Genomic DNA, 21542 nt, shown 5'->3' on the forward strand with positions numbered 1-21542 from the left:
TCATTCCGAACCAGCCAGTCACGTATTGCTGCCCAGTGGTCCTGTGACCCAGCTGTGTACCGCCGTGAATGTAAATCGGCTATCTGTTGTTCAAGGTAAGGCCACCAGTGCAGCTTGATCCTTAGGCCATGGGATTTGGCCCAAGCGCGGATCGCCGCCTGCCAATCATCAACTCGCCGGGATTCAAGTTCCTTGTAAAGGTCAAAGGGGATTCGATAAGGCCAGTCAGACATGCGGAACAGATAGCGAACTTCTGGAGCTTGTCCAAACGGTTTAAGAAGCCTACCGTTGTCTTATGTGCAACCTGTACTCAAACACCACTCCCGCAGAAGCAATGCGCCAGCTGTTTGATGTAGCAGTTGAACAGAACCGTCTCGGGAATGCTGAACCGCTGCCCGCAATTTATCCAAAGCACATGGCCCCGGTTGTCAGGCTGGCTGAGGATGGAAAGCGGGAACTCGTGCAGCTTAGTTGGGGATTTCGAACCACGAAGAAATCGAAGAAGACAGGGGCAATTATCCAACCTGGAGCTTGGAACAACGCGCGAGATGACAAGGTGCGCTCAAGCGGGCTTTGGCGTGGCAGTTTCGAGGAAAGGCGCTGTTTGGTTCCTGCCAGTTCGTTCTGTGAAGCCAAGGGACGTAGCCCTGCAACCTATTACTGGTTTGCCCTCAAGGGTGAAGAAGACCGCCCGCCTTTTGCGTTTGCCGGAATGTGGCAGACGTCGCGCTATCAGGGCAAGGAGGGACCGGAAGAAGTAGCAACCTACACCGTTATCACCACGACAGCGAATGAAATTGTAAAACCAATACACCCACAAAGAATGCCGGTGATCCTGAAGCCGGACGACTACGAGCAATGGATGTCGGGAAACCCTGAAGAGGCCTTAGACCTACTTCAGCCCTACAATGCGGACGATATGCAAATCGTTCGCAGCGGCGAAAGTGAGAAGTCAGATCCGTTGACCTGAATGCTCCACCCTTTGAGCTTTCCATTCGTCCGCTTTGAGAGACCACACCAGCCTGTCATAAATCACGGCCGAAGGGGAACCGATTTTCGCTTTCGTCATAAACCCGTTTATTGGTTGTTCTTGCGGCGTGCGCGTACTTCATCGACAACTGCGCGAGCAAGAAACAAAACACCTATTGAAGGCGGCAGCCAGATCAGCCACTGGGCATCGGCCATCAAAAGCGCGACAACGAAGCCACCCCCCAGACTAACCAACAGCGCAAACAGAATAAGTGGGACAACGAGAAACGTCAGTCCAACAACCGCGGCTGTCTTCGCGCGTTCGCTACAAAATCTGAGCCCTAGCAAGTCCAAAGTTCCCATTTGCTGTGGATCAAGCCCCACGGTGCTATTCGATTTTGGTCCGGTGATCAGAAAGTACAACCTCGGCGCGGCTTCGTGTCAACCGACTGGTTTGTCCGCAGAGCAGATATTACCTGCAATAACCCGCCCGTCTAAGCCGTGACTTAGCCGCTGCCGTCTCCAAGTGCCGGTATCGGCCACCTGAGTACCTACGGCAGTCCAACGCGTGCCCAGCGGCGATAACAGCGGCCCCTATGTCCTGGCCGTCGGCATAGCACACCCCAACCCAGCGGTCGTGCGTACGTTCACCGTTCAAATCGCACGAAATGGTCTTGCTGCGCAGATAGTTCACCATCCAGCGCTTTGCGTCCTGACCTGACCTTGTCCCGAGTTCGGGGGCATCGACGCCATTCAGTCGAACCGGCGTTCCATCGACAACAATCGTGTCAGCGTCACGCACATGCAGGCTGGCGGCATTAGCAGATGGCGCAAGAAGGATCAAAAGCAAAAGTAAGCGTTTCATTCCGACGATATAGGCAATCCGCACAAACTCTTCACCCCTACGGTTGACTTGTTGTCCTTGGTGACTCTGGGCGATTTATCCTTGGCTCCCTCAAGAACAGACGAGTTTTAATCAGATTTCTATTCTTTGAACTGATCAAAAACCGCTTTGAGGCGATAATGAATGCGAAATCTCGCCGCGAGTCCCCCAAGTGTCCCCCCAGCACGTCATGCGGTTCTCGAGTCAGAGACATTCGATGCGGCTTACTAACCGGAAGTCATTGATTTGTATTAGAAAAAGTGGTGAGCCGTGCAGGATTCGAACCTGCGACCCACTGATTAAAAGTCAGTTGCTCTACCAACTGAGCTAACGGCCCACTCTTTTTTGGATCTCGTCGATCCGTGGCGCTCTTTAAGGCAAGTTCCCGGTTGGGTTCAAGACCTTTTTTGCACCTCGTTCCGCTTGAAAAATCAGTGTTTCAGGCGACCCGATAGGCGGCCTAATTAGGCAGGTGGCGCAGGGGGGTCAACCCCTTTTTTTACGAATCTTCCTGTCAGACTGGATTCATGTCCTGCGCGGGGTTATATGCGCGCCATGCAGCTGAGACTCGATACCGGATTGCCCTTTATGAAGATGCACGGGCTGGGAAATGACTTCGTCATTCTCGACGCACGTGCGGCGTCGGTGGAGATGACGCCCGCCCTGGCGCGGGGAATCGGGCATCGTCAGATGGGCGTGGGTTTCGACCAGCTTGCCGTCATTCAGCAAGGTGAAGAAGACGCGCATCTGGTGTTTTACAATGCAGATGGGTCGACGTCTGCGGCTTGCGGGAATGCCACCCGCTGCATTGCCCGGTTTCTGATGGAGGAGACCGGAAAATCCAACCTGACCCTGACAACAGAACGCGGTACGCTTGTTGCGCGGGATGTGGGCGACGGGCTGACTGCAGTGAACATGGGGCCTCCGCAATTGGACTGGCATGAGATCCCGCTCGCAGAAGAGGTCGATACGCTGGAACTGCCGATCGAGGGCAGCCCGAGCGCGACCGGTATGGGCAACCCGCATTGCACCTTCTTTGTCGAGGACGCCGAGGCGATTCCCCTGACGGAATTCGGCGCGCGATACGAGCATCACCCCCTTTACCCCGAACGCACCAATGTACAGGTGGTGCAGGTCATCGGACCGGATCACCTGCGTATGCGCGTGTGGGAACGTGGCGTGGGTATCACTTTGGCTTCGGGCTCGTCCTCATGTGCGACGGCGGTTTCGGCTGCGCGCCGGGGCCTGACCGGGCGCAAGGTTCAGATCGAACTGGACGGCGGAACAATCTGGATCGACTGGCGCGAGGATGGCGTCTGGATGACCGGGCCGACCTGCCATGTCTTCTCGGGTACGTTGACGCCCGAATTCCTAGGGTCGCTGGGATGAACCCGCCCAAATTCACCACACTAGGCTGCCGCCTGAACGCCTATGAAACCGAGGCGATGAAAGAACTGTCGCAGGAGGCGGGGCTGACAGATGCTGTTGTCGTGAACACATGTGCGGTCACGGCCGAGGCGGTGCGCAAGGCCCGGCAGGAAATCCGCAAGCTTCGGCGGGAAAACCCCAATGCGCGTCTGATTGTCACCGGTTGTGCGGCCCAGACCGAGCCCGAGACATTTGCCAGTATGGACGAGGTCGACGCGGTGATCGGGAATACTGAAAAAATGCAGCCCGCGACCTGGAGAAGCATGGCTGCCGACTTCATCGGCAAGACCGAATCCGTGCAGGTCGACGATATCATGTCCGTGACCGAAACCGCGGGGCATCTGATCGACGGGTTCGGCACGCGCTCGCGCGCTTATGTGCAGGTCCAGAATGGCTGTGACCATCGGTGCACTTTCTGCATCATCCCTTATGGCCGTGGCAATTCGCGTAGCGTGCCAGCGGGCGTCGTGGTCGATCAGATCAAGCGGCTGGTGGAGCGGGGGTATAACGAAGTTGTCTTGACGGGTGTTGACCTGACCTCGTGGGGGGCAGACCTGCCGGCGCAGCCTAAGCTGGGCGATCTGGTGATGCGCATTCTGAAGCTGGTACCGGACCTGCCGCGCCTGCGGATCAGTTCGATTGATTCCATCGAAGTGGATGAAAACCTGATGCAAGCGATCGCGACCGAGCCGCGCCTGATGCCGCATCTGCACCTGTCGTTGCAGCATGGCGACGATCTGATCCTGAAGCGCATGAAGCGCCGCCACCTGCGCGATGATGCAATTCGCTTCACGGAAGAGGCTCGCAAGTTGCGCCCCGATATGACCTTTGGCGCCGATATCATCGCGGGTTTCCCAACCGAATCCGAAGCGCATTTCGAGAACTCGCTGAAGCTGGTCAAAGATTGCGACCTGACCTGGCTGCACGTCTTCCCGTATTCCAAACGCGATGGCACTCCGGCGGCCCATATACCGCAGCAGATCAACGGCAATGTCATCAAAGACCGCGCCGCCCGTTTACGCGCGGCAGGAGCGGTTCAGGTCTCCAAACACCTGACCGCCCAGATCGGCAGAACCCATCACATCCTGATGGAGAACCCGAACATGGGCCGGACCGAGCAGTTCACCGAAGTGACGTTTTCCACACCGCAAACCGAAGGCAAGATCGTGACCGCCACCATTAGGGGCAACACGGACACTCAACTGACAGCCTGATCCGCTTTTCATCTGGCCAGAAATATCCCGAGGTTGAATTGGCCGCAGGCCAAGAAGGGGCTGGCCCCTTCACTCCGATCACAACAAAAAACCCCCGCTGCCAATGGCGCGGGGGTTTCTTCGTTCTTTGCGGGTCAGTGCTTAGTGCAGCTTCTTGCCTTTGTGGGGTGCCCAAAGGCGCTTGTTGACCAGATACAGCAGAACCGACAGCACCGACAGGAACAGAACGCCAACGAAACCGGCATTCTTGCGATCCATCATCTTCGGTTCGGCGGTCCACATCAGGAAGGCGGCGATGTCCTCGGACATGGCTTCGACGGTGGCAGGGTGGCCATCGGCGAATTCCACCTGATCTTCGGCCAGCGGCGGTGCCATCGAAATCCAGCCACCCGGGAAGGCGGTGTTTTCGTACAGAACCGCACCTGCCTCTTCCTTTTCCTTACCGGTATAGCCATCCAGCAGCGAGGCGATGTATTCCGCACCACCCATGCCTTTGAACAGCTGGTTGATGCCCAACCCGTAAGGGCCGTGGAAGCCGGCACGGGCCTTGGCCATCAGGCTCAGGTCCGGTGCGCCAACGCCGTCATTGGCCGGGAAGTGGTCCGTCGGGATTGCCGGACGGAAATCATCCAGCTCGGGATCGAACACTTCAAAGTTGCCAGCCGCATAGGCGATGACTTCTTCTTCCGAATATCCCAGCGCCTCAAGGTCGCGCAGGGGTACGTATCTCAGGCCGTGGCAGGCCGCACAGACTTCAGTGTAGACCTGAAGACCACGCTGCAGCTGGTTTTGATCCCAGGTGCCAAAGGGGCCTTCGAACGAGAAGTCGAAGTCTTCGATGTGCTGCTCGCCGCCGCCTGCCGCGAAGGACGCAGCAGGGGTAAGGGCGATGGCAAACGCGGCACCGATTGCAAGTTTCTTGAACATGTTTCCGGTCCCTCTTCTTACTCGGCCGGCGTGGCGTCGGCGTCTGCCTTGCCATAATGCGCGTTGAAGTCTTCTTCGATGGTTTCCGGCTGCGCCTCGGGTTTTTCGATAACACCCAGGATCGGCAGGATCACGAAGAAATAGGCGAACCAGTAGGCGGACGCGATCAGCGAGAAGGTTGCGTAAGGCTCTTCCGCGGGCATCGCACCAAGCCACATCAGGGCGAAGAAGTCGATGATCAGCAGGTAGAACCACCATTTGAACATCGGGCGGTACTTGCCCGAACGCACGGTCGACGTGTCCAGCCAGGGTGCCAGAGCCATTGCCAGGATCGCACCGAACATCGCAATCACACCAAAGAACTTGGCGTCGACGATACCGCCTGTGATGAAGCTGGCGAACTGAACAACCCAGACCTCACCGGTGAACGCCCGCAGGATCGCGTAGAACGGCAGGAAGTACCATTCGGGAACGATGTGCGCAGGCGTAACCAACGGGTTGGCTTCGATGTAGTTGTCCGGGTGGCCCAGGTAGTTCGGCATGAAACCGACAATCGCCCAGAAGATTACCAGGATCACGGCCAGCGCAAACAGGTCCTTGATCACGAAGTAGGGCCAGAACGGCAGCGTGTCTTTCTCTGCCTCGGCCTTCGAGCCACGACGCACCTCAACACCCGTGGGGTTGTTGTTTCCGGTGGTGTGGAAGGCCCAGATGTGCACGATGACCAGCGCCGCGATTATGAATGGCAGCAGGTAGTGCAGCGAGAAGAAGCGGTTCAGCGTGGCGTTGTCTACGGCGGGTCCGCCCAGCAGCCAGGTCTGGATCGCATCGCCAATGAACGGGATCGCGCCAAACAGGCCGGTGATCACGGTCGCACCCCAGAAGGACATCTGACCCCAGGGCAGAACGTAGCCCATGAAGGCAGTGCCCATCATCATCAGGTAGATCAGCATACCGATGATCCACGTGATCTCACGCGGGGCTTTGTACGAGCCATAAAACAGGCCGCGGAACATGTGAATATAGACCGCGACAAAGAAAAGCGACGCGCCGTTCATGTGCAGATAGCGGATAAAGTAGCCGCCATTCACGTTGCGCATGATGTGTTCGACGCTGGCAAAGGCCAGATCGACATGCGGAGTATAGTGCATCACCAGGATGATGCCGGTGACGATTTGCAGCGCCAGGCAGAACGCCAGAACGATGCCCCAGATCCACCACCAGTTCAGGTTCTTGGGGGTCGGGATCATGAGGGTGTCATACAGCAGGCCGACGATGGGAAGGCGGCTGTTCAGCCACTTTTCGCCGTTTGTCTTCGGCTCGTAATGATCGTGGGGAATTCCGGACATCTGGGTCTCCCTTAGCCGAGTCTGATGGTGGAGTTATCCGTCCACTCCGCAGGCGGAACGGGCAGGTTTTCAGGCGCGGGGCCTTTGCGGATACGACCGGCAAGGTCATAGTGCGAACCGTGGCAGGGGCAGAACCAGCCGCCAAAATCGCCGGCATCACCCAAAGGTACGCAACCCAGATGGGTGCAGACGCCCATCTGAACGATCCATGCGCCCGGTGCTTCGCCTTCGGGCGAAGGCATGACGCGGTTGGCGTCGGTTGCCGGCGCATCAGCGTTCAGGTTGAAGTTGCGGGCCAGCGGATCCGGCAGAGCGTCAACGCCTTCGGCGTCCTGCTCCTGCGCTTCCTGGATCTCGGCACCGGTGCGGTGACGGATGAACACGGGCTTGCCCAGCCACTTGACTGTCAGCTGCGTACCCGGCTCAACCCCGCTGACATCCACGCGGATCGAGGACAGCGCCTGAACGTCTGCCGATGGGTTCATTTGGTTGACCAGGGGCCAGACGGCCGCCCCCGTTGCAACGACACCTGCGCCGCCAGCGACGTAGTAGAGGAAATCTCTGCGGGTGCCTTCGTGGTCTTCTGCGTGGGACACGAGGTTTTCTCCGATTCCGACGCCCGGGTGGACCGGGCAAACATGCATCAGCACCGCATCAAATACGGCGTCTCATCGCGGCTATCTATCCGGGAGAAAACGGTTCGTCCAGCGGTCATAGGCGCGCACTACGCCGCATCTGGGCATTCATGTCACAACGAAGGGGCATTTTTTCAAGATATCAGTGGGGTTAAGCAGGGAAATTTGCCGATCACCGCGGATCGGGCGCAACGTGATTCGGGGTCACATATCGAAACGGGGAACCTGTCCTGATGCTGACACCAGACGTGCCACAAGGTCCCCGGTCTGCATACTCCTTACCAGATTTCGCCGCGCAAATTTCCACTTTAGGGGCCTCCACCGTCACGTAAATTTTGAGTTGAAAATACATATTTTTCAATAACATAGTTGTGACTGTTTTCGATTGCACTTTTAACGGGAATCCCGGAAGGGCGGGGGAAACCTCACCCGCAACAGGACGTTCTCTATGTCAAAGCTCTTTGCAACCGTCGTGACCCTGGCGCTGGCCGCTGCATCTCAGGCCACGGCCGCCGGCGATCCGGAAAAAGGCGAAAAACTCTACAACCGCTGTTCTTCTTGCCACGCAATCATCAAAGATGGCGAGGTTTTGGTCAAAGGCGGCATAAACGGCCCGAATCTCTTTGGTGTCATCGGCCGCGTTGCCGGAGCCTAAAATGATTATCGCTATGGCAGCGAGCGTCTGCCGATCGGTATGTTTACCGACGACATGATACGGGCGGGCGAGGAAGGGCTGGTTTGGACCGAAGAGAACATTTCTGCCTACTCCCAAGATCCGATCGGCTTCATCAGGGAGTATCTTAATGACGAAACCGCGCGTCCGAACATGAGCGTCAGGCTGAAAAAGGGCGCCGACGATATCGCGGCCTATCTGGCGACCTTCAGCGAATGACCGATCCGGCTGGTCATGTTCCCCGCATCAATGTGGCCAGCAATCCGGTCTCGCTGCCAAAACCATCCGCTTCAACGTAGTCGGCCGCAGTATGCCGCATCTTGTCGGCTTTGTTCTGATTCAGCTTCCAGGTGCCCTGAATGTCGTCCACCTGTATTCTGCACGGGACAATCATCCGCATCATGCGCTCCAACGCGTCCGAACTCATCTTTCCGGCGGTCCAGGGCGGCTTGGGCCGCAGGCGCTCTTCGTAGAAAGCGGATTGGCGATCCAGCAAATCCCGCAATTCAGAATGTGGCAGTACCCTGATCCGGCCTGTCAGGTGCACGGCGACATAGTTCCATGTTGGCACCTGGTCCTCGGCCTCGTACCAATCGGGTGAGATGTACCCGTCCGGCCCGGACACGGCGATCCGGGCAACACGCGGCTGTTTCAGTGCGTGCACAATCGGGTTCGATCGCACCAGATGCAGGTCGGCAACGGCCCCATCTTCGCTGATTAAGAAAGGCACATGGCTGAGCAACGGCGCCTGCTCCGTGGAAAGGGCCAGAACCCCGAACGCCCGTTCTCGGGCAAAGGCGATATGGCGCGCAGTGTCTTCAGCGCGGAAGGCAGGGTTCGGGTGCATGTCTATCCTCCTGCGAAATCTCTTGCAGAACCGCCCGCACCTTGGCAAGGTCCGCGCGTTCTCAGGGCGGGGCGGAATTCCCCACCGGCGGTATGCGGGCCACGACCCGCAAGCCCGCGAGCGGCCCCGGCGACCGGGGTGTCAGCAGATCTGGTGAGAGGCCAGAGCCGACGGTTACAGTCCGGATGAAAGAGAACGTGCTGGCGCGCCGCCAAACGGCGCGGCGGCTCGTGATCGCCTTGGGTGACGTGTCATGCCGGGCTGGCAGTGAAAAGTGGGAACCGGTTCTCGCGACAGCCAGTTGGCAACCAAACCGATAGGAGATCTTGATGACACACACCCGCTATGCATTCGTCAAAGCCAACTGGCATTCGGACATCGTTGACCGTGCGCTCGATGGTTTTCTGGAACTGATCCCTGCCGATCAGGTCGATGTTTTCGACGTGCCGGGCGCGTTCGAGATGCCTCTGCTGGCCCGCGATCTGGCCCAAACCGGGCGCTACGCCGCTGTTGCCTGCGCCGCCTTTGTCGTGGATGGCGGCATCTACCGGCATGATTTCGTGGCGCAGGCCGTGGTCGACGGGCTGATGCGCGCCGGAATGGACACGGGCGTTCCGGTCCTGTCGGTTTCGCTCACGCCGCACCAGTATCAGGAAACCGATCACCACAACGCCATCTATCGTGCGCATTTCGTTCAAAAAGGGCGCGAAGCCGCACAGGCCGCTCTCAAGATCACCGAATCCCGTGCAGAGATTGCGCAAGTCGCCTGAACTTCATCTTTTCAAAAATACTCAAAACGCGCTGCCCATCGGGTAGCACCGCCCGGACCAATCAGCAAATCCGCTTGAGGCCGGGCCCCGCGACCGCTAATCACATCGCGCAAAGGAGCACGCCTCATGTCGATGAACAGCTTTGGCCATCTTTTCCGCGTCACCACCTGGGGTGAAAGCCACGGACCCGCTTTGGGTGCGACCGTCGATGGCTGCCCGCCGGGCGTCGCGATTGACGAGGCGATGATCCAGCACTGGCTGGACAAGCGCAAACCGGGGCAGAACAAGTTCACCACCCAGCGGCGTGAACCGGATCAGGTGAAAATCCTCTCGGGTGTGTTCGAAGGCCAGACCACCGGGACCCCCGTGCAGCTGATGATCGAAAACACCGATCAGCGCTCGAAAGATTACGGCGACATCATGGACAAGTTCCGCCCGGGCCACGCCGATATCACCTACTGGCAGAAATACGGCATCCGCGATTATCGCGGTGGCGGGCGCAGTTCGGCCCGCGAAACGGCCTCTCGTGTTGCGGCCGGAGGTCTGGCGCGTGAGGCGATCAAACAGATTGCCCCCAATGTTCAGATCACCGGTTACATGACGCAGATCGGACCCCACAAGATTAATCGTGACAATTTCGACTGGTCCCAGATCGAACAAAATCCGTTCTGGACCCCGGATGCGCACGCGGCCGAGGGTTGGGCGGCTTTTCTGGACGATCTGCGCAAATCCGGAAACTCGGTTGGTGCCGTGGTCGAAGTGGTCGCGCGCGGCGTTCCTGCCGGTCTTGGTGCGCCGGTTTATGCCAAGTTAGACACTGATCTGGCCGCCGCGATGATGTCGATCAATGCGGTCAAGGGCGTCGAGATCGGCGAGGGCATGGCCGCGGCGGAACTGACCGGAGAGGCCAATGCAGATGAGATCTTCATGGGCCAGAACGGCCCGCAATACAGTTCGAACCACGCGGGCGGTATTCTCGGCGGTATCTCGACCGGACAGGATATTGTTGTCCGTTTCGCGGTCAAGCCGACCTCGTCCATCCTGACCACTCGCAAAACGATCACCAAATCCGGGGAAGAGACCGAAATCATCACAAAAGGCCGCCATGACCCCTGCGTCGGCATTCGCGCTGTCCCGGTAGGCGAGGCGATGATGGCATGCGTGATCCTCGACCACCTGCTGCTGCACCGCGGCCAGATCGGAGAGAACCGTGGACGGATCGGCTGATCTGCGTACGCGCCTGCGCGGCATCGTTGCGCAGCGGATGGAGACCGACCCTGCCCATGATCTGGCCCATCTGGACCGGGTCTGGGTGAATGCGCAGGCCATCGCGGATCGCGAAACGGATATGGCCGTGCTTCTGGCCGCAAGCTATCTGCATGATTTGGTGAACCTGCCAAAAGATGACCCTTGCCGGCATCTGGCCTCGCGCCGGTCCGCCACGGAATCAGAGACTGTTCTGAGGGAATTGGGCTATCGCCCGGATCAAATCCGCGCCATTCAGCACGCAATTGAATCCCACAGCTTTTCGGCCAACATCACGCCTGAAACGGATGAGGCCCGTATTCTGCGGGATGCCGACCGGCTGGATGCGTTGGGCGCGATCGGCGTAGCCCGCAACTTTTCTGTTTCGGGCGCGTTGGGGCGGTCGCTTTATGACCCGGCCGATCCGTTTGCAGAACACCGGCCTCTGGATGACCTGCACTTCTCGGTCGACCATTGGAAAGTCAAGCTTCTCAGCCTGCCGAACGACATGCTGACCGAGACCGGAAAACAGATCGCACAGCAGCGGATCGGTCGGATGATCCGTTTTCTTGAAGAATTCGCGGAAGAGATCGGCAGTACCTTGCCACCAAGCTGGACAGACCGCTGATTCCAGCCGTTGATCTTTGCGCCGCAAAGGCGCAGGGTCGCGCCGATGGCAAAACCCTTAACATCGCATCGACCCGTACTGGCCGTGGCGCTGAAACTCAGCGCCCTTTTTCTGTTCACCTCGATGTCGGCGCTGGTCAAGGCATTGTCCGAAGATTTTCCTCCGGGTGAGCTGGTTTTTTTTCGGTCGCTCTTTGCCATTCCGGTCATCATCATCTGGCTGGTATCGCGTGGGGAACTGGCGCAGGGCTTCGTGGTCAAAAAGCCGATGGGTCACTTCTGGCGCGGTGTTCTGGGCACGACCGCAATGGGTTTGACTTTCACCGGGCTCAGCCTGCTGCCGCTGCCCGAAGTGACTGCCATTGGCTACGCGACCCCGATTTTTACCCTGGTTCTCGCAGCGGTCATGTTGGGCGAACGTATCCGTTTGATCCGCATTGGTGCCGTCGTTCTGGGCCTTTTGGGTGTTCTGATCATGCTGTGGCCGCGGCTTGGCAGCACCGAACTGGAACTGGCAGCCACAATTGGTGCGCTTTGCGTGCTGGGCGCAACAATCGCGCGGGCCTTTGTGCAGATTCACATCCGGCAATTGGTTCAGGTGGACCATCCGGCAGCGATTGTTTTCTACTTTTCGGTTACGGCGACCGCCCTGTCCGGGCTGACGGTATTCTGGGGCTGGGCCGTGCCGACATGGGAGCAACTGGCGATACTGATTGCGATGGGACTGACCGGGGGGGTCGCGCAAATCCTGGTGACGTCCTCGTACCGGTTTGGACAGGCCTCGATGCTTGCCCCATATGACTACACGACCATGTTGTTTGCCATCGGCATCGGCTATGTCTGGTTCGATGAGCTGCCAACGCTGGCCATTCTGCTTGGGGCAGTTCTGGTCATCGCCGGCAATGCGGTGGTGATCTGGCGCGAGCATCAACTGGGGCTGGAGCGCGGCAAGGCCAGATCTGTCACGGACCCCAAAGCGTGACTTTACCTTTCGCCATCTTTCCCTAGTTTGGGCGCGACAAACAACGAGGTTTCCCGATGAGTGACGCACAGGATCACAAGGAAAAGATGCAAAAGGTGCAGGCTGAGCACCGTAAGAAGGTTTCCGAGGCGGTCGATCCCGAACGCGGCCTGGTTCTGATCAACACAGGCAAGGGCAAAGGCAAATCCTCGGCCGCATTTGGTGTCGTGATCAGGGCGCTGGGCTGGGGTCAGCAGGTTGCCGTTGTACAGTTCATCAAGGGCAAATGGAAAACCGGTGAACGGCGCTTTTTTGAAGAGCGCGATCTGGTGACGTGGCACACCATGGGCGAAGGTTTCACCTGGGATACACAGGACAAGGAACGCGATATCGCCGCCGCAAACGCCGCTTTCGACAAAGCGTGCAAGCTGATGAGCAGCGGAGATTATGATCTGGTCGTGCTGGACGAGATCAACATCGCATTGCGCTATGAGTACCTTTCGGTCGAACAGGTGATCGACGGGCTGAAGAACCGGTCAGGGCGTACCAGCGTCTTTCTGACAGGTCGCGACGCGCCTCAAGCGCTGCGGGACTACGCCGATCTGGTCACGGAAATGACCGTGGAAAAACACCCGTTTCAGGCCGGTATCAAGGCCCAGCGCGGCGTCGATTTCTGATATCGGGCTGATTCATTGATCGTTCATCGGGCCGCTTCGCGCGGCTCGGGCTTCAAACACACGGCGCACTGACTCGCGTAGACGAGCCGGCTCTTCTTTGAAAATTCGGGTGTCTGCATCTTTGCTGATTGGCCCGTTCTGATCGAGATAGGCGGCATAATCTTCATTGCGGCCACACCCGCAGGAGGTCGCAGCCTTGTGTTTGGACATGAGTTCATCAAACGGGCGACACATCCCAAACCTCTCATAGTCGTTTTCGGGGCGGTGGCGTGCCGTCACCTTGTGCCGCGCTAAGCTCGCAGACCGCCCCGAAACCTGATGCCGAAACAGATGCATCTGGCGCCTCTTGATATTCTGACTGTTTTAGTCGGAATGCTCAAGTCTGAAATTGCACTCAGGCGGTGACGCCTTGCTCGGGCGCGCTGAGTGAAATGACAACAACTACGGCCGCACCGTTCAGCCAGTAAAAGACCGCGTCCAGCCCGGTGAAACCAAAAAGGCTGGGTGCCAGCAGAAAGGTGATCCCGACAATCAGGTCCACCGTGAGATGGAGCTTGTAGGGCAGGACCCGCCAGATCCCAAGGTGATGATCGGTCAGAACGGTCAGAACAAATGCGGCGACGCCTGTTGTGACTGACAGCCACAAGGCCATCGGGTTTGATTGACCCAATCCCAGAACAAAAGGCAGGATCATAAGGGCCAGGGCGACCGGGTAATCAAGATAGGCGTGCACGGTGCGCGTTACGAAACGAAGAGACATGATGTTTCCTTTCCTTGCTTGGAGTAGCCCCAAGATAAGGGTGCAAGTCGGGACGCATTAGCTCTTGGCGTTCGCAATTCTTTGCAGATCGTTCAACAGATCGAGGTATTAGTTCATCGCCCGATAGGCCGCGGGGGACAGGCCGATCTGTTTTTTGAAAACGCGGGAAAACGCAGCCTCCGAGGCGTAACCCACTTCGGCGGCGGCATCAGCGACGTTCCAGCGGCTTTCGGTCAGGCCATGGCAGGCAATCTGCATGCGCCAGTTGGTCAAATACTGCATGGGTGTCGTTCCCATCTTCTCGGCAAACAACTGTGCGAATGCCGTGCGCGACATTCCTGCCTCGCGGGCCAGTGTCTCCACGCTCCACTCCTGTGCGGGGGCGCGGTGAAACGCGGTAAGCGCGCGCGAAACCCGCTGGTCGGCAAATCCCGCCAGGGCGGTGTTACTGGGGCTTAGGTGTTCCAGATAGGCACGAATTGCCTGTGCAAACAGGACCTCGGACAGTTTCAGCGCGATCAGGTCACCCCCAATCCGGGCCCCGCTCACTTCCGAGCCGATCATGCGCAGGGTAGCCTCGATCCAGGCGCCCGCCTCTTCGCCGTAATTTTCGATCAGAATATAGGGCGGCAGCCGGTCGATCAGCATATGTCCTGTTCCGCGTCGCCCCGGTGGCCCGGTGAAAGAGAAATGCCCGCAGATCAGCTGGGTGTCGCGATCTTTGGCCTCTCCCCCATAGACCAGAACACCGTCACCCTGATAGCCGGACTGCTGCAGCACCTGCTCCAGTGGCAACGCATCGAATGGTCTGACCTCGTTGCACAACAACGCATGGGCCGCACCATGCGGAACAAGGATCAAATCCCCTTGTTTGAGACGCAATGTGTCTCCGGTTGAGGACACATGAACCTTCAATTCCCCGCGTTGCACGAAATGGAACCGAGCCACGTTTTCAAAGGCCGGAACCTGAATTCCAAAAGGGGGCGTAAAGGATGTCCGGAAATAGAACGTCCCGCGCAGGGACAGGCGCGTGAGGATATCGCTGAGCAGGTCCAACATGACTGTAATCTACACATCCTTGCGTAATCGTCCATCCGGCTGAACGTTCAGCAAGGAAATCCGGACAACCTGCAAAGAAAAACCCCCGCCAAAAGCAAGGGTTTCAATGGTTTTCGGGCTCTGGATTAGGCGCGGACGAGGGCTTCGTAGTCTGCCGCGATTTCGCGGGTCAGATCGCCAACTTCGAACGTATAGTTGCCGATCTGCCCAACCGGGGTGACCTCAGCAGCGGTGCCGGTCAGCCAGCATTGCTCGAAATCGGCCATCTCTTCGGGTTTGATCCGCCGCTCATGCACGGTGATGCCTTTGTCCTTCAGCATCTGAATGACCGTTTGGCGGGTGATGCCGTTCAGGAAGCAGTCGGCCAACGGTGTGTGAACCTCGCCATCCTTGACGAAGAACACGTTGGCGCCGGTTGCCTCGGCCACAAACCCACGCCAATCCATGAACAGGGCGTCCGAGCAGCCTTTCGCTTCGGCCTTGTGTTTCGAGATCGTGCAGATCATGTAGAGGCCCGCCGCCTTGGCGTGAACCGGTATGGTTTCCGGGCTGGGCCGCTTCCATTCGGCGATGTCCAACTTGGCGCCCTGCATCTTGGCGTCGCCATAATATGCGCCCCAGGGCCAGACCGCGACAGCCATCCGCACCGGGTTTCTGGCCGAAGCCACACCCATATCGTCACCCGAACCGCGCCAGACCAGTGCGCGTACATAGGCATCCTGAAGACCGCTGGCTTTCAGCGCCTCTTCCTTGGCGGCTTCGATCTGATCGACGTCATAAGGCATGGGCATGTCCAGTGCCTCGGCCGAGGCGATCAGACGTTTCGAATGCTCGCGACTTTTGAAAATTTTGCCGTTATACGCCCGTTCGCCTTCGAATACGGACGAGGCATAATGCATCGCGTGGGTCAGAATATGCACATTGGCCTCGCGCCAGGGTACAAGTTTGCCATCCAACCAGATGACACCGTCACGATCGTCATATCCCGCCATGCGAACCTCCTGAGCCGGTAATTGTTTCCGATTGTTGCGCAAGTTTTGCCTGAAATGGACATGAAATTGCGCAAAAACTGGGAATCGATTCCTGTGTGCACTTGGAATGTCAATATCACTGACATAAAGTCAACCCGAGTAACGAATGAGGCGCAATATGTCCGACACCCGCCCGGCTCAGGTCTTTGGTGGAGAAAGCCTGCTGTTTCTGACTGACGAGCAGTTGCGGCAGGGGATCGAGGCGATGTTCTTTGCGTATCGCGGCTTTACCGCCGATCCGGATCGCATTCTGGCGCAGATGGCCTATGGCCGTGCGCATCACAGGGCCATCCATTTCATCAACCGCGCGCCGGGGACAACGGTCAATAATCTGCTGGCCATTCTGGGGGTGACAAAACAGTCTCTGAACAGGGTCTTACGCACTTTGATCGAAGACGGTTTGGTGGAAAGCCGGGTCGGAACAGTGGACAAACGGGAACGACACCTATTTCTGACAGACAGTGGCAGGGCACTGGAGGCGACGCTGTCCGAGGCGCAGCGCGTTCGGATGCGCGCGGCTTACAAGGAAGCCGGACCCGAGGCGGTCTCGGGTTTTCGCAAAGTGCTTGAAGCGATGATGGATGCTGATATGCGTCATGCATATACGAAATTGCGGGATACGACTTCATGAGCGAAATGGACGCCCATCTGCTGATCGTCGATGATGACGAGCGCATTCGTGATCTCCTCAAGAAATTCCTGATGCGTAGCGGATTTCTGGTCACAGCGGCCCGGGATGCGGCGCACGCCCGGCGGGTGCTGTCCGGACTGGACTTTGACCTGATCGTTCTGGATGTGATGATGCCCGGCGAGGACGGCGTCAGCCTGACGCGGTCCCTGCGCGAAACTCATGCGACACCGATCCTTCTGTTGACGGCAAAGGGTGAGACCGAGCATCGGATTTCCGGGCTGGAAGCGGGCGCGGACGACTACCTGTCCAAACCCTTTGAGCCCAAGGAACTGCTGCTGCGGATCAATGCGATCCTGAGGCGGATGCCAGACACGCCTGCACAGGACAGCGCAACCAAGATTTTGCATCTTGGACCCATTCGGTACGATATCGAGCGCGGAGAGATGTGGCAGGGCGAGAACCCGGTACGGCTGACGGCGACGGAAAGCCAGTTGATGAAGATTTTTTCGGCCCAGCCGGGTGAACCGATCAGCCGCGCCAAACTTGTCGAGGATTTGGGCCGGGACAAAGGCCAGGCACAGGAGCGGGCGGTGGATGTGCAGATCACCCGCCTGCGCCGCAAGATCGAACAGGACCCGAAGCAACCGCGCTATCTTCAGACAGTGCGCGGGGCCGGGTACATGCTGGCGCCGGACTGAGAGGTGCCGCTGCGCGGCGACTTCAAGCCTTCGGCGAGGATATTTTTAGCCAGATGAAGAAGGGATCCCCATGAAAACAGCCCTTTTGACCCACGCGGATTGCCTTGGGCATGTAACACCCGACGGGCACCCCGAACGTGTCGCACGGCTGGAGCATATTCTGCATGCGCTTGAACCCCTGGACCTGAATCGGGTGACCGCCCCATTGGCGGCGGATGACGATCTTTTGCGCATACACCCGCAAAGCTACATCAGCGACCTGCGCAAAATGCGCCCCGTCGACGGATTTGCCCAGATTGACGGGGACACGTTCCTGTCTCCGGGTTCGATCGACGCTGCCTATCGCGCCGCCGGTGCGGTTGTTCGGGCCGTGGACATGGTTTTGGGGGGAGACGCCGGAAATGCCTTCTGCGCCATCCGACCCCCGGGGCATCATGCCGAAACTGACACGGCCATGGGGTTCTGCCTGTTCGGCAATGCTGCGCTGGCGGCCAAACATGCGCTGGACCATCATGGTCTTGGCCGGGTGGCGGTGGTGGATTTTGATGTACATCACGGCAACGGTACACAGGATTTGCTTTGGGACGAGCGGCGCGCGTTGCTGATCACCAGCCAACAGATGCCATTGTGGCCCGGATCGGGTCGTCCGGATGAGACCGGCGCCTTCGAGACAATCCTGAATATTCCGCTGGCGCCCGGTACGGGTGGCCCTGAAATGCGCAGGGCCTACGAAACGCAAGCCTTTCCGCGTTTGCGTGCATTCAAGCCGGAACTGATCATTATCTCGGCCGGGTTCGACGCGCATCAGAACGATCCCCTGGCCAATCTCAACTGGTCGACCGGCGACTTCGCCTGGATCACGGCCGAACTGTGCAGGATCGCCGATGAGGTTTGCGGCGGCCGCATCGTCTCGACTCTGGAAGGCGGATATGATCTGAACGCACTGGCCGAGGCGACACGCGCCCATGTGGAAGAACTGATGAAGGCAGCACGATGACCGATACCCCAGTTGAGCAGATGACTTTCGAACAGGCGATGAAAGAGCTTGAGGCCGTGGTCGGCCAGCTGGAGCGCGGCGACGTGGCGCTGGACCAATCCATCGCGCTGTATGAGCGTGGCGCGCAGCTAAAGAAACGCTGCGAGGACGAGCTGAAGCGGGCCGAGGAAAAGGTGGCTGCGATCACTTTGGACGCCGACGGGCAGCCGACCGGGACGACCTCTGTCGAAGGTCTGTAGATGTTTCAGGACATTCTAGCGCAGGATGCCGCGCGGATTCAGCACCAGTTCGATCTGGTGCTGGGGGCGCTGGACGATCTGGATGTGACCCGGGCGATGGCCTATGCCACCGAGGGCGGAAAGCGCCTGCGCGGGTTCCTGGTACTGGAAAGCGCACGGTTACATGGAATTGACGCCGCGCAGGCGATCTGGCCCGCAACAGGGATCGAGGCGTTGCACGCTTATTCGCTCGTCCATGACGATCTGCCTTGCATGGACAACGATGATATGCGCCGAGGTCGCCCGACAGTGCACGTGAAATGGGACGAAGGCACTGCCCTTTTGACCGGCGATGCCTTGCAGACGCTGGCATTTGAGTTGTGCTCCCTACCCGAGGTCGGAACCGCCGAAGCGCGCGCGGAACTGGCCGTGACATTGGCCAAGGCGAGTGGGGCGCAGGGGATGGTGCTGGGTCAGGCGCTGGATATTGCGGCGGAAACGGCGGAAACGCCGCTGACACTGGATGAAATCACGCTCCTGCAGGCGGGCAAAACCGGCGCACTGATCGAATGGTCCGCCTGTGCGGGTGCGCGCCTGGCGCAGATCGACCCGGAGCCGATGCGCCAATATGCCCGTGCCCTTGGACTTGCCTTCCAGATTGCTGATGACATCTTGGATGTAGAAGGTGACGCCGAAAAAGCCGGTAAGCGCCTGCAAAAGGATGCGGCGGCCGGAAAGGCGACCTTTGTCTCGCTGCTGGGTCTGGACGCGGCCAAGGCTCGTGCCGTGGACCTGGCAAATCAGGCCTGTGCCGCTCTGGATGGGTATGGACCGCAGGCAGAAACCTTGAAGGACGCCGCCCGCTTCGTTATTGCCCGGGACAGCTAAGCCAGGAACGCGCAAAATGTCTGACCGCCCAAATACGCCCCTGCTGGACCTTGTGAACCGCCCTGCGGACCTCAGACGGTTCTCGGACGCGCAGTTGCATCAGGTAGCGCAGGAGCTGCGGGCTGAGACGATTTCGGCGGTTTCCGTCACCGGCGGGCATCTGGGTGCGGGATTGGGCGTGGTCGAACTGACCACGGCGTTGCATGCGGTTTTCGAAACACCGCGCGACAAGATCATCTGGGACGTCGGCCATCAGTGCTATCCGCACAAGATTTTGACCGAACGCCGCGACCGAATCCGGACCCTGCGCCAGAAAGATGGCCTGAGCGGGTTCACCAAGCGCAGCGAAAGCCCATATGACCCCTTTGGCGCGGCGCATTCCAGTACGTCGATCAGTGCGGCGCTGGGCTTTGCCGTGGCGCGCGATCTGGGCGGAGTAACACCCGAAGGTCTGGGTGACGCGATTGCCGTGATCGGCGACGGTTCGATGTCTGCGGGCATGGCCTTTGAGGCGATGAACAACGCCGGCCATCTGAAGAAACGCCTGATCGTCATTCTGAACGACAATGAGATGAGCATTGCGCCACCGGTTGGTGCGCTCTCCAACTATCTGTCGCGAATTTACGCTGAAGAACCGTTCCACGATCTGAAAGCTGCCGCCAAAGGCGCGGTCTCGCTGCTGCCGGAACCGTTCCGTGAAGGCGCAAAGCGCGCCAAGGAGATGCTGAAGGGGATGGCCGTAGGGGGCACGCTGTTCGAAGAACTGGGCTTTTCCTATGTGGGACCGATCGACGGGCATGACATGGACCAGTTGCTGCCGGTGCTGCGCACCGTCAAGGCGCGGGCAACCGGGCCGATCCTGATCCATGTGTTGACTAAGAAGGGCAAAGGTTTCGCCCCGGCCGAACAAGCCCGCGACAGGGGCCACGCGACGGCGAAATTCGATGTGGTGACGGGCGAACAGAAAAAGGCACCATCCAACGCGCCGTCTTACACTTCGGTTTTCGGCAAAACGCTTGTGGAAGAGGCCGCGCGTGACGACAAGATCGTCGCGGTCACAGCCGCAATGCCGGATGGTACGGGCCTGAACCTGTTTGCCGAACGCTACCCATCGCGCTGTTTTGACGTGGCGATTGCCGAACAACACGGGGTAACATTTGCCGCCGCACTGGCTGCAGGCGGGATGAAACCGTTCTGCGCGATGTACTCAACCTTTTTGCAGCGCGGGTATGATCAGGTTGTTCATGATGTTGCCATACAGCGGTTGCCGGTGCGATTTGCAATCGATCGCGCCGGGCTGGTGGGCGCGGATGGCGCGACGCATGCCGGTTCGTTTGACATCGCTTATCTGGCCAATCTGCCGGGCATGGTGGTGATGGCCGCCGCTGACGAGGCGGAATTGATGCATATGGTTGCGACTGCCGCAGCCCATGACGACGGCCCTATCGCGTTCCGCTATCCGCGTGGCGAAGGTGTTGGCGTTGAACTGCCGGAAAGCGGTGAAGTTCTGGAAATCGGCAAGGGACGCATGATCCGGAAGGGTGCGCGCGTGGCGTTGCTGTCGTTTGGCACGCGCCTGGCCGAGGTGGAGAAGGCGGCAGAATCCCTGACAGCCAAGGGGATTTCGCCGACTATTGCCGATGCCCGCTTTGCCAAACCGCTGGATCGGGACCTGATCCTGTCGCTGGCTGAGGATCACGAGGCCCTGATAACCATCGAAGAAGGCGCAGTCGGCGGGTTCGGCAGCCACGTTGCGCAACTGCTGTCGGACGAAGGGGTGTTCGACCACGGCCTCAGGTATCGCTCGATGGTTTTGCCTGACACGTTCATCGATCAGGCCAACCCGGCGGATATGTATGCCGAGGCCGGAATGAATGCCGAGCATATCGAAGCAAAAGTACTGGATGTGCTGGGTATCGCGACAATCGGCGAAAAACGCGCCTGATTTCAGTGGGCGGTTTTTAGGCCAGATCCCCGGTTTTTTACGCTTTCTGCAAAATGGCCGCAGTCATCTGTTTGACGGCGGCCATTCTCTTCTGTTTTGCAATCAGAACT

General features: G+C 58.8%; 26 protein-coding genes, 1 tRNA gene and 1 riboswitch. Of the genes, 16 read left to right on the plus strand and 11 right to left on the minus strand.

All coding sequences use genetic code 11. The features are described 5' to 3' along the window. The first annotated feature begins 295 nt into the window (after positions 1–295). Positions 296–970 (plus strand): SOS response-associated peptidase, encoded by a 675-nt coding sequence (locus ACR0J8_RS11710; RefSeq protein WP_480890313.1) that lies wholly within the window; start codon positions 296–298, stop codon positions 968–970. 107 nt (positions 971–1077) lie between these two features. Here ACR0J8_RS11710 and ACR0J8_RS11715 read toward each other — a convergent pair whose 3' ends face one another. The 3 genes from ACR0J8_RS11715 to ACR0J8_RS11725 form a co-directional block, all read right to left on the minus strand. Next, positions 1078–1392, minus strand: coding sequence for a hypothetical protein (locus tag ACR0J8_RS11715; protein ID WP_480890316.1), 315 nt, complete (start codon positions 1390–1392; stop codon positions 1078–1080). Between the two features lie 49 nt (positions 1393–1441). Further along, entirely contained in the window at positions 1442–1834 is a 393-nt protein-coding gene (locus ACR0J8_RS11720) for a thermonuclease family protein (protein WP_480890319.1), read from the minus strand. 279 nt (positions 1835–2113) lie between these two features. Continuing rightward, positions 2114–2189, minus strand: a tRNA-Lys gene (locus tag ACR0J8_RS11725). A 209-nt stretch (positions 2190–2398) separates the two neighbouring features. Here ACR0J8_RS11725 and dapF point away from each other — a divergent pair. Together dapF and mtaB are read left to right on the plus strand one after the other, a co-directional pair. Further along, positions 2399–3241 (plus strand): diaminopimelate epimerase, encoded by an 843-nt coding sequence (gene dapF / locus ACR0J8_RS11730; RefSeq protein ID WP_480527204.1) that lies wholly within the window; start codon positions 2399–2401, stop codon positions 3239–3241. Then, positions 3238–4494 (plus strand): tRNA (N(6)-L-threonylcarbamoyladenosine(37)-C(2))-methylthiotransferase MtaB, encoded by a 1257-nt coding sequence (gene mtaB, locus ACR0J8_RS11735; RefSeq protein ID WP_480890323.1) that lies wholly within the window; start codon positions 3238–3240, stop codon positions 4492–4494. Before dapF ends, mtaB begins: the two co-directional genes overlap by 4 nt. 141 nt (positions 4495–4635) lie before the next feature. Here mtaB and ACR0J8_RS11740 read toward each other — a convergent pair whose 3' ends face one another. The 3 genes from ACR0J8_RS11740 to petA are packed head-to-tail and all read right to left on the minus strand — an operon-like array spanning position 4636 to position 7366. After that, positions 4636–5421 carry a cytochrome c1 gene (locus ACR0J8_RS11740; RefSeq protein WP_170612568.1) on the minus strand — a complete coding sequence of 262 codons (786 nt, stop codon included), beginning with the start codon at positions 5419–5421 and terminating at the stop codon, positions 4636–4638. A 17-nt stretch (positions 5422–5438) separates the two neighbouring features. Further along, on the minus strand, positions 5439–6770 hold the full coding sequence (gene petB, locus ACR0J8_RS11745; RefSeq protein WP_170612566.1) for a cytochrome b: 1332 nt from the start codon (positions 6768–6770) through the stop codon (positions 5439–5441). Positions 6771–6781: 11 nt separating this feature from the next. After that, complete coding sequence (petA, locus tag ACR0J8_RS11750; protein WP_170612564.1) at positions 6782–7366, minus strand: ubiquinol-cytochrome c reductase iron-sulfur subunit; 585 nt, start codon at positions 7364–7366, stop codon at positions 6782–6784. A gap of 487 nt (positions 7367–7853) precedes the next feature. Between petA and ACR0J8_RS11755 the strand changes: the two genes are divergently transcribed. Then, positions 7854–8060, plus strand: coding sequence for a c-type cytochrome (locus ACR0J8_RS11755; RefSeq protein WP_480890327.1), 207 nt, complete (start codon positions 7854–7856; stop codon positions 8058–8060). A gap of 39 nt (positions 8061–8099) precedes the next feature. Continuing rightward, positions 8100–8297, plus strand: coding sequence for a c-type cytochrome (locus tag ACR0J8_RS11760; protein ID WP_480890330.1), 198 nt, complete (start codon positions 8100–8102; stop codon positions 8295–8297). Between the two features lie 13 nt (positions 8298–8310). On the opposite strand, the gene ACR0J8_RS11765 is transcribed toward ACR0J8_RS11760, so the two are convergent. Then, positions 8311–8925: an FMN-binding negative transcriptional regulator gene (locus ACR0J8_RS11765; RefSeq protein ID WP_480527195.1), complete on the minus strand. Its 615-nt coding sequence runs from the start codon at positions 8923–8925 to the stop codon at positions 8311–8313. A 53-nt stretch (positions 8926–8978) separates the two neighbouring features. After that, a riboswitch (FMN riboswitch) is annotated at positions 8979–9126 on the plus strand. A gap of 128 nt (positions 9127–9254) precedes the next feature. Here ACR0J8_RS11765 and ACR0J8_RS11770 point away from each other — a divergent pair. The 5 genes from ACR0J8_RS11770 (at position 9255) to cobO (ending at position 13205) form a co-directional block, all read left to right on the plus strand. Beyond that, entirely contained in the window at positions 9255–9695 is a 441-nt protein-coding gene (locus ACR0J8_RS11770; RefSeq protein WP_170807186.1) for a 6,7-dimethyl-8-ribityllumazine synthase, read from the plus strand. 126 nt (positions 9696–9821) lie between these two features. Beyond that, positions 9822–10922, plus strand: a complete 1101-nt coding sequence (gene aroC / locus ACR0J8_RS11775; protein ID WP_480527193.1) for a chorismate synthase — start codon at positions 9822–9824, stop codon at positions 10920–10922. Continuing rightward, positions 10906–11568, plus strand: a complete 663-nt coding sequence (locus tag ACR0J8_RS11780) for an HD domain-containing protein (protein WP_170612555.1) — start codon at positions 10906–10908, stop codon at positions 11566–11568. The genes aroC and ACR0J8_RS11780 overlap by 17 nt, the downstream gene beginning before the upstream one ends. A gap of 45 nt (positions 11569–11613) precedes the next feature. Next, positions 11614–12549: a DMT family transporter gene (locus tag ACR0J8_RS11785; RefSeq protein WP_170682646.1), complete on the plus strand. Its 936-nt coding sequence runs from the start codon at positions 11614–11616 to the stop codon at positions 12547–12549. Between the two features lie 56 nt (positions 12550–12605). Beyond that, positions 12606–13205, plus strand: coding sequence for a cob(I)yrinic acid a,c-diamide adenosyltransferase (gene cobO / locus ACR0J8_RS11790; protein WP_480527191.1), 600 nt, complete (start codon positions 12606–12608; stop codon positions 13203–13205). A 12-nt stretch (positions 13206–13217) separates the two neighbouring features. On the opposite strand, the gene ACR0J8_RS11795 is transcribed toward cobO, so the two are convergent. From ACR0J8_RS11795 to ACR0J8_RS11810, 4 genes are all read right to left on the minus strand, one after another. Next, on the minus strand, positions 13218–13415 hold the full coding sequence (locus ACR0J8_RS11795) for a hypothetical protein (protein ID WP_480527190.1): 198 nt from the start codon (positions 13413–13415) through the stop codon (positions 13218–13220). Between the two features lie 184 nt (positions 13416–13599). Continuing rightward, positions 13600–13965 (minus strand): SPW repeat domain-containing protein, encoded by a 366-nt coding sequence (locus tag ACR0J8_RS11800; RefSeq protein ID WP_480527188.1) that lies wholly within the window; start codon positions 13963–13965, stop codon positions 13600–13602. Positions 13966–14073: 108 nt separating this feature from the next. Beyond that, positions 14074–15024: an AraC family transcriptional regulator gene (locus ACR0J8_RS11805; protein ID WP_480527186.1), complete on the minus strand. Its 951-nt coding sequence runs from the start codon at positions 15022–15024 to the stop codon at positions 14074–14076. A gap of 125 nt (positions 15025–15149) precedes the next feature. Further along, entirely contained in the window at positions 15150–16016 is an 867-nt protein-coding gene (locus ACR0J8_RS11810; protein WP_480527184.1) for a branched-chain amino acid aminotransferase, read from the minus strand. Between the two features lie 157 nt (positions 16017–16173). Between ACR0J8_RS11810 and ACR0J8_RS11815 the strand changes: the two genes are divergently transcribed. The 6 genes from ACR0J8_RS11815 to dxs all read left to right on the plus strand — a co-directional run bounded on the left by ACR0J8_RS11815 (position 16174) and on the right by dxs (position 21432). Beyond that, complete coding sequence (locus tag ACR0J8_RS11815) at positions 16174–16686, plus strand: MarR family winged helix-turn-helix transcriptional regulator (protein ID WP_480527182.1); 513 nt, start codon at positions 16174–16176, stop codon at positions 16684–16686. Then, positions 16683–17384: a response regulator gene (locus tag ACR0J8_RS11820; RefSeq protein ID WP_480527180.1), complete on the plus strand. Its 702-nt coding sequence runs from the start codon at positions 16683–16685 to the stop codon at positions 17382–17384. The genes ACR0J8_RS11815 and ACR0J8_RS11820 overlap by 4 nt, the downstream gene beginning before the upstream one ends. A gap of 70 nt (positions 17385–17454) precedes the next feature. Beyond that, positions 17455–18381, plus strand: a complete 927-nt coding sequence (locus ACR0J8_RS11825) for a histone deacetylase family protein (RefSeq protein ID WP_480527178.1) — start codon at positions 17455–17457, stop codon at positions 18379–18381. Next, positions 18378–18620: an exodeoxyribonuclease VII small subunit gene (locus ACR0J8_RS11830; RefSeq protein WP_170612539.1), complete on the plus strand. Its 243-nt coding sequence runs from the start codon at positions 18378–18380 to the stop codon at positions 18618–18620. The genes ACR0J8_RS11825 and ACR0J8_RS11830 overlap by 4 nt, the downstream gene beginning before the upstream one ends. Further along, the gene (locus ACR0J8_RS11835; protein WP_480890339.1) at positions 18621–19487 is read left to right on the plus strand and encodes a polyprenyl synthetase family protein; all 867 of its coding nucleotides are present in this window, start codon (positions 18621–18623) and stop codon (positions 19485–19487) included. A gap of 16 nt (positions 19488–19503) precedes the next feature. Beyond that, positions 19504–21432, plus strand: a complete 1929-nt coding sequence (gene dxs / locus ACR0J8_RS11840) for a 1-deoxy-D-xylulose-5-phosphate synthase (RefSeq protein ID WP_480527174.1) — start codon at positions 19504–19506, stop codon at positions 21430–21432. Positions 21433–21542 lie beyond the last annotated feature (110 nt).

It is taken from the genome of Ruegeria sp. N11, from assembly GCF_056531525.1.